The organism is Sphingobacterium multivorum (genome assembly GCF_039511225.1).
GTDB lineage: Bacteria > Bacteroidota > Bacteroidia > Sphingobacteriales > Sphingobacteriaceae > Sphingobacterium.
The window spans coordinates 499,228-511,811 of record NZ_CP154261.1 but is presented as its reverse complement, the minus strand read 5'-3'; the positions used below and the strand labels follow the sequence as shown (position 1 = coordinate 511,811).

General features: G+C 39.5%; 11 protein-coding genes. 4 read left to right on the top strand and 7 right to left on the bottom strand.

Going from position 1 to position 12,584, the window contains the following annotated elements; genetic code table 11:
- Positions 1-11: 11 nt before the first annotated feature.
- Positions 12-1,187 carry an amidohydrolase family protein gene (locus AAH582_RS01975; protein WP_343321101.1) on the bottom strand — a complete coding sequence of 392 codons (1,176 nt, stop codon included), beginning with the start codon at positions 1,185-1,187 and terminating at the stop codon, positions 12-14.
- Positions 1,188-1,594: 407 nt separating this feature from the next.
- Between AAH582_RS01975 and AAH582_RS01970 the strand changes: the two genes are divergently transcribed.
- The 4 genes from AAH582_RS01970 to ggt all read left to right on the top strand — a co-directional run bounded on the left by AAH582_RS01970 (position 1,595) and on the right by ggt (position 6,803).
- Positions 1,595-4,030: a TonB-dependent receptor gene (locus AAH582_RS01970; RefSeq protein ID WP_046674812.1), complete on the top strand. Its 2,436-nt coding sequence runs from the start codon at positions 1,595-1,597 to the stop codon at positions 4,028-4,030.
- A gap of 209 nt (positions 4,031-4,239) precedes the next feature.
- Positions 4,240-4,698: a D-aminoacyl-tRNA deacylase gene (gene dtd / locus AAH582_RS01965; protein ID WP_046674811.1), complete on the top strand. Its 459-nt coding sequence runs from the start codon at positions 4,240-4,242 to the stop codon at positions 4,696-4,698.
- Positions 4,699-4,714: 16 nt separating this feature from the next.
- Complete coding sequence (locus AAH582_RS01960) at positions 4,715-5,041, top strand: nucleotide pyrophosphohydrolase (RefSeq protein WP_046674810.1); 327 nt, start codon at positions 4,715-4,717, stop codon at positions 5,039-5,041.
- Positions 5,042-5,102: 61 nt separating this feature from the next.
- Positions 5,103-6,803, top strand: coding sequence for a gamma-glutamyltransferase (ggt, locus tag AAH582_RS01955; protein ID WP_343321100.1), 1,701 nt, complete (start codon positions 5,103-5,105; stop codon positions 6,801-6,803).
- Between the two features lie 69 nt (positions 6,804-6,872).
- Here the strand turns inward: ggt and groL are convergent, their stop codons facing one another.
- The 6 genes from groL to AAH582_RS01925 all read right to left on the bottom strand — a co-directional run bounded on the left by groL (position 6,873) and on the right by AAH582_RS01925 (position 12,561).
- Positions 6,873-8,510: a chaperonin GroEL gene (gene groL / locus AAH582_RS01950; RefSeq protein ID WP_070561631.1), complete on the bottom strand. Its 1,638-nt coding sequence runs from the start codon at positions 8,508-8,510 to the stop codon at positions 6,873-6,875.
- 163 nt (positions 8,511-8,673) lie between these two features.
- A complete protein-coding gene (locus tag AAH582_RS01945; RefSeq protein ID WP_028070710.1) occupies positions 8,674-8,949 on the bottom strand; it encodes a co-chaperone GroES in 276 nt (91 codons plus the stop codon).
- A gap of 302 nt (positions 8,950-9,251) precedes the next feature.
- A complete protein-coding gene (gene secG / locus AAH582_RS01940) occupies positions 9,252-9,665 on the bottom strand; it encodes a preprotein translocase subunit SecG (RefSeq protein WP_343321099.1) in 414 nt (137 codons plus the stop codon).
- 12 nt (positions 9,666-9,677) lie between these two features.
- Positions 9,678-10,748: a hypothetical protein gene (locus AAH582_RS01935; protein ID WP_343321098.1), complete on the bottom strand. Its 1,071-nt coding sequence runs from the start codon at positions 10,746-10,748 to the stop codon at positions 9,678-9,680.
- 13 nt (positions 10,749-10,761) lie between these two features.
- On the bottom strand, positions 10,762-11,277 hold the full coding sequence (locus AAH582_RS01930; protein ID WP_046674805.1) for an LptE family protein: 516 nt from the start codon (positions 11,275-11,277) through the stop codon (positions 10,762-10,764).
- A 9-nt stretch (positions 11,278-11,286) separates the two neighbouring features.
- The gene (locus AAH582_RS01925) at positions 11,287-12,561 is read right to left on the bottom strand and encodes a sigma-54 interaction domain-containing protein (RefSeq protein ID WP_046674804.1); all 1,275 of its coding nucleotides are present in this window, start codon (positions 12,559-12,561) and stop codon (positions 11,287-11,289) included.
- Positions 12,562-12,584: the final 23 nt, after the last annotated feature.

The window sequence follows — 12,584 nt, the reverse complement described above, 5'->3', positions numbered from 1 at the left end:
GGAATTAAATACTACGCTAAACGTTTTACCTTAACATCTTCATTTAGGCGCATGTGTTCCATCCCTTGCAACAACACAATCCCTGGTTTTTTACCCACTTCGAGTGACCCAAATTCATCCTCAATGTTCAACGCGATAGCGCCATTGATTGTAGCCCATTGAATGGTCTGCAAGAAATCGAGATCTTCAAAGTGCGCATGCAATACCTTTAGCTCCTCCAAAATAGACAATGTGTCGTTTGAAGCTAAACTGTCCGTTCCGATTACTAAACGCTGTCCGGCATTCATAAAATTCTGAACCTTTGGTAATGTTCCTTCAATATAAAGATTGGCCTTTGGACAAAGACACCACATCACATCACGATCCATGCGCTCTACAAAATCCAGATCTTTCAGCGAGGTATAGGTATTATGAACCAACAATAATTTATTGGGGTAAGGTAAATAAGGAAGATAAGACTGAATCGAGTTTCTTGCCTGTGCCTTAATCGCATCGGCGTTTTTCCCTATACTTTTATAAAAGTCCAAGAACTCCCCCATTTTATAACGGAACAATTTATTCTCCTCTTCACTTTCTTGATTGTGAATACTGATAATATTTGTTTCCGGAACCATCTTCTTGAATTTTTTGAAAAGGACCTTCGAACAAGAATAGGGCGCGTGCGGCGTAATGGATACATGCCCATTCCTAAACTCCTGCGTCAACGATTTAGCCTCCTTTAACTTAAAGTCCGCTTCTTCAGGTTCAATTCCGAGTACCTCCACAAAGGTGTGATATAGGAGCTGTGAATCTTCTTTCAATTTTGAGGAATTATCTGTGTTGGCATGATCTCCGACTGCGACAATACCATTTTCGTACATCTCTCGATCGGCTTTTGCCATAGCGTCGTCTATTTTTTTCATCGACGCCGACCGCGTTGTCATCACCTTACTGAGAAAGCTCGGAAGCCCTGTACCTTTAGGAACAATACCTTTCATATGCGACAATTCAATGTGGCAATGTGCATTGATAAAACCTGGAATTATCACTCCTTCATATTTCTCAACCTTCGCTTTATCTGAAGGTGTAAATGAAGTTGGGTCATAGATACCTTGAATTACCCCCTCCTCATCCACCGAAACAATGCCATCTTTTATTGGCATTGAAGTAATCGGCAGAATATAATTAGCGCTTAAATACTTTAACATTTTATCTCCTCACTATCAATTTAGTAACTAAAAATTTTTGACCTGTATGAATACATACCCTAGTAGAAAAATTCATGCCAAGGTACCTAAAAAGAACAATAAATACCAAAAACAACAATTTGCACAAAATTTTAACCAAAAAGAAATAATAGCATAAATACCCGCTTTTGTATTTGTCATAAATTACTTCTTTATACTTCATTTCAATTTTAAATTTATATATTCGCAGCATCGAATAGGGGTGCCTTGTTTTGTCAGGAACACAAATAAAGGCTGAGATTATACCCAACAGATTAAATTCTGTACACCTGATCCAGATAATGCTGGCGTAGGGAGAGGTTAGTTAAATAGTGCGGTCATAGTAACCCCTTGCTATGATTTGTTTAACTCAAACAAAATACATTACCATGATCAAATTTTTGATTTGTAGCTCCTTAGCTACTATTTCAAGCCAAATTGCCATTGCGCAACAAAATCTGACAATTAAAGCTGTAGACAATACCAATCAGACCCCTTTGCAGTATGTTTCCATATCCATAGATGGACAAGCATCCTTCGCTGGCCAATCGGACACAAATGGACTGATCAAACTATACCGTATCAATACAGGTAAACACCAGATTCAGGTATCTTCTCTTGGATATAAAACATGGAGCCGAAATGTGGATGTTAAAGACAATTTGGAGCTCACCGTAGCATTAGAACCGAATACCATTCAAATGGAAGAAGTTCTTGTTCAATCTACCCGTGCCAAAAGGAATGCCCCAACAACCTTTAAAAATATCTCCAAAGAAGAAATAACACGTAACAACCTCGGCCAGGATATCCCATTTCTTCTAAATCAGACCCCATCCGTGCAGGTGAATTCCGATGCCGGTGCGGGCATAGGTTATACAGGAATGACGATCAGGGGATCCGACAATCAACGAATCAACGTAACACTCAATGGAATCCCCTTAAATGATGCGGAGAGCATGGGTTCCTTTTTTGTAAACCTTCCTGACTTTGCCTCTTCTACCGAGAGCATCCAAGTTCAGCGTGGTATTGGGACCTCGACGAATGGTGCCGGATCATTTGGAGCCTCATTGAATATTCAGTCCAATACTCTAGTAGAAACCCCTTACGCAGAACTCAACAATTCATTTGGCTCTTATAATACTTGGAAAAATACGGTCAAAGTTGGTACCGGACTAATTGACGACAAATTTGCCTTCAATGCCAGATTATCTCGAATAAGTAGCGATGGTTACATCGAAAGAGGTAGTTCAGACTTACAATCTTTCTATGTGGACGGAGGCTATTATGGCAAAAAACATATTTTAAAAGGAATTGTATTCTGGGGAAAAGAAAAGACCTATCAAGCCTGGAATGGCGTTCCTGAACCATTGATTACAGGAGATCGGTCGCGCATGGATGATTATGCTGATAATGCACTCGAAATTTCCGGTGCCGAGAAGGATCGTTTCATGAACGCTGGCCGGAATTATAACCTATACACGTATAAAAATCAAACAGATAATTATACGCAGAAACATCATCAACTTCATTATACCAATATACTGAACGACAAATTGACGCTCAATACAGCCTTACACTATACAAGAGGTTATGGTTACTATGAAGAAATGAGACCGGGAGATAAACTAAGTAAATACGGTTTGCCTAACGTCATCATTGGTAAAGATACCATACAAAAAACGGATCTTGTCCGCAGGAGATGGCTGGATAATTATTTTTATGGCATGACCTATGCCCTGAATTACAGACCGAATGATCAACTTGAAATGACTTGGGGTGGAGCTTATAACCAATACAAAGGAAAACATTATGGCCAGGTGATTTGGGCACAGTATGCATCGACAGGTTTTCTTGACGACAAATATTATTATGGGGAATCACAAAAAAATGATTTTAGCAATTTCTTAAAAGTCGATTACAAACTAGAAAAATGGATATTAATGGCCGATATTCAATATCGGAATGTAGATTACCACATGTATGGTGATGATGATAAGGTAAAAAATTATAATTATCATCCTAAGTTTAATTTCCTGAATCCTAAAGCCGGTGCAACTTATCTGCTAAATGACCATTCAAACGTATACGCTTCTTATGCCTTTGCACAAAAAGAACCTGTTCGCAAGGATTTTATAGAAAAAAATAGCGCCTTACCAGATCCTACCCCTGAGAAAATGCAGGACATTGAATTGGGTTATCGTTTTATCAATGAAAAATTCAACATCGGGTTGAATGGATATGGCATGTTTTACAAGGACCAGTTGATTCCAACCGGTGAAATCAGCGATACGGGCTCCCCAATTCGACAAAATGTCAATGATAGCTATAGAATGGGTCTTGAATTCGATGGATCATGGAACATCAGCAAACAGTTCAACTGGAAAGCAACCGCTAGTTTCAGCCAAAATAAAATTAAAGACTTTGAAGAGGTCATTGGCGATACAAGGATATTTTATTCGAAAACAAACATTGCTTTATCGCCAGGAACTATTTTGTCAAGTAATTTTTCTTACACCCCAATAACATCACTTACATTTTCGCTTCTATCCAAATTTGTAGGAAGACAATACCTGGATAATTCATCTGCGAAAGAAAGAAGCATTTCCTCTTATTTTGTCAACAATCTGTTAGCAAACTATAACTTTACAGCATTAGGTATCAAAAACATCAGTGCAACCTTACAGGTCAACAATATATTGAACGAGAAGTACGAGGCCAATGGCTATACCTTTGGCTGGATGGAAGGTGATACCCGGAAATATTATAATTTCTATTTCCCACAAGCGCCAACGAATTTCTTACTGGGCTTGAATTTCAAATTCTAAACCACACTGTATAAGAGCCATCTAATTCCAAACGCATTAACAGCTGGGAAGGCGGACTGAAGATCGCTTCCGACCAAATCCTTTAGCATAATTAGCGTCCCTTTTTCCTTCGGGAGAAAGGGACGTTTCTATGTACACCCAGGAGAAAACTGAATTTCCCATCGTGTTTAACAATCGGAATTTTTACCTTTGATTTTATACTTTTCATTATGCGCGCAGTTATACAACGAGTGAAAAACGCCTCTTGTACGGTAGATAATCAGATTACAGGCCAGATCCAGCAGGGTCTAATGATTTTATTAGGAGTTGAAGAAGCAGACACAATAGAAGATCTGAAATGGTTAGGACAGAAGTTCATCAACTTACGCATCTTCGAGGATGAACAAGGTCTGATGAATAAGTCGATACAGGATGTAGACGGAAACATCTTACTCGTCTCACAATTCACCCTATTTGCTCAAACAAAAAAAGGAAACAGGCCCTCTTTTATCAGGGCAGCAAAACCGGACAAAGCCAAACCAATGTATGAAGAGATGGCTTTATTATTAAGTCAATTGCTTCAAAAAGAGGTTCAACTTGGCATATTCGGAGCAGATATGAAAATCGACCTACTGAATGATGGGCCAGTTACCATCGTCATGGACACAAAAGATAAGGACAACTTTTAATTTTTTATTGAACAGGATGACAATTAAAGAAGCACAAGAGGTTATTGACAAATGGATCAATAGTACCGGAGTACGTTATTTCAACGAGTTGACAAACACCGCCATACTCATGGAAGAAGTCGGTGAAGTTGCCCGAATAATGGCTCGGCAATACGGAGAACAATCTTTCAAAAAATCAGACAAAGAAGTTAATTTAGCAGATGAAATGGCCGATGTATTATTCGTTTTGATGTGCCTTGCCAATCAAACGGGAATTGATCTAACAGCAGCTTTGGAACAAAATCTTCAAAAGAAATCAATTCGGGATGCCGACCGCCATAAAAACAACGAAAAACTTAAATAACCAAGAGTAGTATTGTTTGTACAACTCTCTGAGATAATATTTAAATTTTAAATCGCGTACGATGTATAAATTCATAACCTATTCGCTCATAGCAAGCATATGCTTTGCCTCTTGTGCGACAAGACAGCAGCTAAATACTAAGGTTGAGCAGGTCAGTACTTTTAATAAGGCTGCCGTTGTCACAGCACATCCTTTGGCTTCAGAGGTCGGGGTAAAGATTTTAAAACAAGGTGGGAATGCAATAGATGCTGCAGTTGCCGTACAATTTGCTCTTGCAGTTGTTTATCCCAATGCAGGAAATATTGGCGGCGGTGGCTTTATGCTCTACCGCGATCATCGGGGTAATTTAGATGCCTTAGATTTTCGTGAGAAGGCCCCTCTAAAAGCATCCCGGGATATGTATCTCGATGCCCAAGGCAATGTTATTCCTGAGTTGAGCCTTTATAGTCAATTGGCCTCTGGTATCCCTGGATCTGTTGCTGGTATGTGGGAAGCACACAGAAAGTACGGCAAATTACAATGGAAAGATCTCGTACTCCCAGCAATACAGCTAGCCAGAACAGGGTTTAAAATCAGTCAACGACAAGCCAATGAGTTTGAAAGCCATAAAGAGCGTTTTGTCAAACTGAACCCTGCCGGTGCTGCAATTATCAAAACCACAGTTTGGCGAGCAGGTGACCTATTTATCCAGGAGGAACTTGCAAAAACACTGGAAAGAATCGCAATCGAAGGCCGAGACGGTTTCTATAAAGGTAAAACGGCCGACTTCATTGTTGCCGAAATGGGTAAAGGGAAAGGTATTATTAATCATCAAGATCTACTGGATTATCAGGCGCTTTGGCGAACGCCAATTTCCACAAATTATCGGGGCCATAAAGTAATTTCCATGCCGCCGCCTTCGAGTGGGGGAACATCTCTTTTAGCCCTGCTCAAATCAGTCGAACAATTTCCACTTGAGCGCTGGGGCTTTCAAAGCGATTCAACCATCCGTGTCATGGTCGAAGCTGAACGTTATGTATATGCCAATCGGGCTAAGTATTTGGGAGATCCTGATTTCATTAAGGTACCCGTCCAACAGCTTATTGACTCTGCCTCAAATGCGCATAAACTCCATTCTTTCAATTTCCATAAAGCGACATTAAGCAAAGATGTCAATGCAGATGTCATTCCTGGCTATGAAAGTGAACAAACGACACATTTCAATATCGTAGACGAGCAAGGGAATGCAGTATCCATTACAACAACACTTAATGATTCTTATGGCTCAGGAGTATTTGTGGAGGGCGCAGGTTTTCTCCTAAACAATGAAATGGACGATTTCTCCGTAAAGACCGGTGTCCCAAACATGTATGGGCTTACTGGGGAAAAAGCGAACGAGATTCAGCCCGGCAAAAGGATGCTCAGCTCAATGACACCCACTATTGTAGAAAAAGATGGCAAACTATTTATGGTTGTAGGAACCCCTGGAGGATCAACTATTATTACCTCTGTTTTTCAGACCATCCTCAACGTTATTGACTTCCGACAAAATGCCCAATCAGCTGTGAGCCTGCCAAGATTTCATCATCAATGGCTTCCTGATCGTATTGACGTTGAAAATAACGCAATCGATGTCAATCTACGTGATCGATTGACAAAAGATGGCTATACGATAAATCCGAGAGGGACAATCGGTCGCGTGGAGAATATACTTGTATTACCAAATGGTAAATTACAGACAGGAGCCGACCCGCGTGGAGACGATATGGCAAAAGGCTATTAAGGAACAAAAAGAAAGGCTCATTTGGAATTCCAAATGAGCCTTTCTTTTTTATTTTAAAATGGGATGATCTTACATCATTCCACCCATACCGCCACCCATTGGAGGAGCACCAGCACCTACAGGGTTTTCTTCAGCTTCATCAGCCAATACACACTCTGTAGTTAATAGCATTGAAGCAACTGAAGCTGCATTTTCCAATGCTACACGAGATACTTTAGTTGGATCAATTACACCAGCAGCGATTAGGTTTTCGTAACGGTCTGTACGTGCATTGTAACCGAAATCTGCAGTTCCTTCTTTCACTTTTTGAACGATTACTGCACCTTCGATACCAGCGTTATTACAGATCTGACGTAACGGCTCTTCGATAGCGCGTTTGATGATGTCAATACCGATTTGCTCATCTTCGTTGTCACCTTTAAGGTTTACCAAAGCTTCAGTTGAGCGAATGAAGGCAACACCACCACCAGCGATAATACCTTCTTCAACAGCTGCACGAGTAGCGTGTAAAGCATCATCAACACGGTCTTTTTTCTCTTTCATTTCAACCTCAGTAGTTGCACCGACATATAACACGGCTACACCACCTGACAATTTTGCTAAACGTTCTTGTAGTTTTTCGCGATCGTAGTCAGAAGTTGTTGTTTCGATTTGTGAACGGATTTGAGCAACACGTGCCTTAATATCCTCTACATTACCAGAACCATTGATAATCGTTGTGTTATCTTTGTCAACTTGAACTTTTTCAGCTTGACCTAAGTAAGATAACTCCGCATTTTCTAATTTGAAACCTCTTTCTTCAGAGATAACAGTACCACCAGTTAAGATCGCGATATCTTCTAACATTGCTTTACGACGGTCACCGAAACCTGGAGCTTTAACAGCCGCAACTTTCAACGAACCACGGATTTTATTAACAACTAATGTTGCCAATGCCTCACCATCTAAGTCTTCAGCAATGATCAATAATGGTTTACCAGTTTGAACTTGTTTCTCCAAGATAGGCAACAACTCTTTCATGTTGCTGATTTTCTTGTCGTAGATCAAAATGTATGGATTATCTAATTCCGCTTCCATTTTGTCAGAATTGGTCACAAAATATGGAGACAAATAACCACGGTCAAATTGCATACCTTCTACAGTTTTTACTTCTGTTTCAGTACCTTTTGCTTCTTCAACAGTGATAACGCCGTCGTTACCTACTTTTTCCATTGCTTGAGCAATTAAAGCACCAATTACTTCGTCGTTGTTTGCTGAAATAGTAGCAACTTGTTTGATTTTATTATTGTCTTGACCTACTTCTTGAGATTGAGATTTCAAGTTAGCAACAACAGTTGCAACAGCTTTGTCAATACCACGTTTTAGATCCATTGGATTAGCTCCAGCAGCCACAGATTTGATACCTGGAGCAACGATTGCTTGTGCCAATACAGTAGCAGTAGTCGTACCGTCACCAGCTTGATCAGCTGTTTTGGAAGCTACTTCTTTTACCATTTGTGCACCCATATTTTCTAAAGCGTCTTTCAATTCGATTTCTTTCGCCACCGAAACACCATCTTTAGTAATTACTGGAGCACCAAATTTTTTCTCAATAATTACGTTACGTCCTTTAGGACCCAATGTTACTTTAACTGCATTCGCTAAAGTATCTACACCTTTTTTAAGGGCCTCGCGAGCCTCAACGTTATATTTTACTTGTTTTGCCATTTTTATATGAGTATTTAGTATTTCTAAGAAGTGTAATTCGAGTTTAAATTAAACCGTAAACCGATTTATTTTTTACACGTCCAATTTTACAGCTTCACTAAAATAACCTATTGAATTTTTAATTGAGCCAGTACGCTCGTTTTAAATAACCTGTTCCTATTAATTAGATAACCGCGTAAATATCAGACTCACGCATAATTAAGTACTCTTTTCCTTCGTAAGTAATTTCAGTACCTGCGTATTTTCCGTATAATACTTTGTCACCAACTTTCACAGTTAACGGTTCGTCAACTTTACCTGTACCTACAGCAACTACTGTACCTTGAGATGGTTTTTCTTTTGCTGTATCGGGGATATACAACCCTGAAGCTGTTTTTTCTTCTGCTGGAGCAGCTTCTACTACTACTCTGTCTCCGATAGGTTTGATACTTAATGCCATAATTAATTTACTTTTTATCTGTTATTGAATTTATTTTAATGTTATAATCGCTATAAACACATCATCTTTTATGCCAATTGTAAATAAGACAGCTTATAAGACAATTTTTCACAGAAAAGTTAATATCTCCATCGACAAAAATTCATTTTGCTGTCACACTGTCATTCCCAGTCTGTCAGTCTTACTTCCGTCGACAGACAGACCAATAAATTTATCGCTACATACCTGCCTTAGACAAAATATCGAACATAAAAAAGCCCCGTCTGTACAAACAAACGGGGCTCATCATTTTTTACTGACAACTATTTCTTAGCTTCTTCTACTGGTTTTGTTGTCGGTGTAGTCACTGGAGCCTTTTCTTGCGATTGAGCCGGAGCAGCTTGCCCTTGTCCCGCCGGAGCACCAACAGGCTGTTGTCCAGTACCCAAATTCAATGGACCTTGTTGTTTAGGCGCTTCGATTTGACCGCCCAATCCACCTTTAGATGTGCTTGGAGACGTACCAATAACATTTACACCTAAGCTAAATACCATAATGGCAATAACCATAATCCAGGTACCTTTTTCCAAAAAGTCACCTGTACGTTTTACTCCCATAAGATTCGTTCCACCTGAAAAACCTGATGACAAACCTCCTCCTTTTGGATTTTGGATTAAAACCAAAAACGCTAAAATAATACTAGCTAATATGATTAGACCGATTAATAATCCTTGCATCTCTTTATGTTATTAATTTAATTTCTTTTCTAATTCTGTTATGCGTGCCGCAAAGTAAGCATTTTTTTCTGGATATTTCAAAACTAATTTTTTGTAAACCTCTATTGCTTTTGGATATAAGCCCTGTTCCACATAGATCTTGGCAAGTGTTTCGGTAACAAGTGAATGCTGATCTTCCGAACTTTTTCTAGCTTTATTCTCCAAGTCTAACTTTTCTGCTTGCAGGGGCTGAATCATAGGTTCTTCACGAATAAATTTTTCGATTACCTCGTCTGTTTTACGCGGTATTTGAAAAGAGATTGTCGTTTTAACCTCATCACTTAACTTTGCTTCAGGCGATTGCAAATGAAAGATATTCTCCCTGATCTGTTGATCGAGTAGCTGATTATCCAGTTTCTCATGAATTTTAGCAATATCGTCATTCGAGGGCGTCATTGGGCGTAATGGAGATTTTACATAGGGCTGATAGGTATCAGCATATTCTAATCTCGTCTTATGCAACCACCATAAGAAACTGTAGGGCATGGTATCGTCATCATAGACCGAAACACGCTCCTGACCATCATCCATTGTATTGGCAACAGCTTCCGCTACAACAGGTACTACTAATGCAGGTTCCTCTGAATCGACACTATTTTCTTGCTGCTGATCGTTTGACCGAAAATAATCTTTTGCAACCCCGGCTTGAATCAAACGATCCAATTCATCAACCTCAATCTTGGATAAAACTGGTTCAGCTACCGTTTCACGATCAGCTTCAATTTCGATAATGCCATCATCGTCACGAAGTGCTCCATCCACCGGGAATTCATCTGACTGCATGACTGCATCAGGCTCTTCCACTGATTTACAATGCATAAATTCATACAACCAACTCGGAGAAGATGCATAGAGCAAAGTAGACGATAAATTCTGAACTGAACTTTGCTTGCCAAAAACTTTGCGTTCATAGACAAATCGCAGGCTTTGGGCATAAGGGTATTTTTCAATCAATGCTAAAACAACATCTTCCGCCACAGTGTCGGGACGATTGATTGCTTGAAAAAAAAGCTCGTTATTGGATAATGATATATTAAGATTCATCTTGGAAATAGAATTACCAATTAGCAAACGCTTTATTGTATATATCCTCAGTTAGCATTTGAATAATTTCTTTACCCAAGGTCTCTTCTTGCGCACTCTGAAGATTTCCCGCAAACTCTTTGAATCGCGTAAAAGGCTGTTCAAAATCGTCCTTTGGATTAATTTTATTATGATAGGTAACTTTGATTGTAATCGTCAATCTATTCATCGCTGCTCGGTCTGTGCCAGCCTCAACAGCTGCAGGACTTATCGAATACTCCGTAATAAATCCCTCAAAGGTAGCATCACCGTCTTGATTCACCTGACTCAATCGAGATTGGTTACGGATACGCTCTTTCAGTGCCTCCGTAAAATTCTGGCTTAAGGTCGGATAAACTAAAGGAGCTATATTTTCGAAATATTGAATATTGACTGTTTTCATTCCCTCAGGAATGGATCCCCCAGTAAATCCATATTTTACCCCACAACTATTCATTACAAACAAAAAGATTGTGGTGAGAAAAGCATATAAAATTTTTCTTGACAACATCTGTAAACCTTAATCTAAATTTAAGTCTTTAATTTTTCTGTACAAAGTTCTTTCAGAAATTCCCAGCTCTTGCGCAGCAGCTTTACGTTTACCACGGTGCTTTTTCAGCGCTTTCTTGATAAGATCAGACTCTTTATCAACAAGCGATAAAGATTCCTCAACTTCTTGAGCATCCTGCAGATATTCATCCTGCGCAACAGGATTTTTTAATACGTTTGTCGTATTTGCTGGAGAATGTATGGTGAGCGTTGGGGTTGTATTATAATTTTCTGGTTCTGCTTTCAATTGTGGTTCAATCTCCTGGTACAACTGATTAATGTAAGGGGAATTTTGATCAAATGTGCTCGAATCGACACCTTTCTGAATTAATTCAACCACCAGTTTTTTCAGATCAACCATATCCTTCTTCATATCAAATAAGACTTTATACAGCAAATCTCTTTCGGAGAAATCCTCTTTTCCGCCATTATTTGAAGGAACTACCGCTGGCAAACTCGTTCGGGATTCATTGGGCAGATAATTTTGAAGTGTATAGGCATCGACGACGCGTTCTTTCTCCAAAACTGCAATTTGCTCCGCAACATTTTTCAGTTGACGTACGTTTCCGGGCCAGCTATAGTTGCGCAGCATATTTTGTGCATCTTCTGTCAATTGAACCCCAGGTGTACGGTATTTCTCCGAAAAGTCCACAATAAACTTACGAAATAATAAGTTGATATCTTCAGGTCTTTCACGTAATGACGGTACACGCAACGGTACAGTATTCAGACGATAATAAAGATCTTCGCGAAATTTACCTTTTTGTACAGCTTCAAATACATTCACATTTGTCGCAGCAACCACACGTACATTTGTCTTCTGTACCTTGGATGACCCTACCCGTATATACTCACCTGACTCCAATACACGTAATAATCTTGCTTGCGTACCCAAAGGCAACTCACCTACTTCATCCAAAAAGATTGTTCCACCGTCAACGACCTCAAAATATCCCTTTCTGGCTTCATGGGCACCTGTAAAGGAACCCTTTTCGTGACCAAATAACTCAGAGTCAATGGTACCCTCTGGTATAGCTCCACAATTGACCGCAATAAAAGGGCCATGCTTACGTGAGCTTAATTGATGGATAATATGCGAAAAAACCTCTTTACCACTCCCACTTTCACCTTGTATTAGTACGGAGATATCAGTTGGAGCCACTTGTCGTGCAATATCAATAGCACGATTCAACAAAGGCGAATTACCAATAATTCCAAATCTATTCTTTATATCTTGGTTATCCATAAATTTCCAGTTGGAAATAAAAC

Coding starts and splice junctions, on each gene's coding strand:
- AAH582_RS01975 (WP_343321101.1), bottom strand. CDS start 1,187: ATGTTAAAGTATTTAAGCGCTAATTATATTCTGCCGATTACTTCAATG.
- AAH582_RS01970 (WP_046674812.1), top strand. CDS start 1,595: ATGATCAAATTTTTGATTTGTAGCTCCTTAGCTACTATTTCAAGCCAA.
- dtd (WP_046674811.1), top strand. CDS start 4,240: ATGCGCGCAGTTATACAACGAGTGAAAAACGCCTCTTGTACGGTAGAT.
- AAH582_RS01960 (WP_046674810.1), top strand. CDS start 4,715: ATGACAATTAAAGAAGCACAAGAGGTTATTGACAAATGGATCAATAGT.
- ggt (WP_343321100.1), top strand. CDS start 5,103: ATGTATAAATTCATAACCTATTCGCTCATAGCAAGCATATGCTTTGCC.
- groL (WP_070561631.1), bottom strand. CDS start 8,510: ATGGCAAAACAAGTAAAATATAACGTTGAGGCTCGCGAGGCCCTTAAA.
- AAH582_RS01945 (WP_028070710.1), bottom strand. CDS start 8,949: ATGGCATTAAGTATCAAACCTATCGGAGACAGAGTAGTAGTAGAAGCT.
- secG (WP_343321099.1), bottom strand. CDS start 9,665: ATGCAAGGATTATTAATCGGTCTAATCATATTAGCTAGTATTATTTTA.
- AAH582_RS01935 (WP_343321098.1), bottom strand. CDS start 10,748: ATGAATCTTAATATATCATTATCCAATAACGAGCTTTTTTTTCAAGCA.
- AAH582_RS01930 (WP_046674805.1), bottom strand. CDS start 11,277: ATGTTGTCAAGAAAAATTTTATATGCTTTTCTCACCACAATCTTTTTG.
- AAH582_RS01925 (WP_046674804.1), bottom strand. CDS start 12,561: ATGGATAACCAAGATATAAAGAATAGATTTGGAATTATTGGTAATTCG.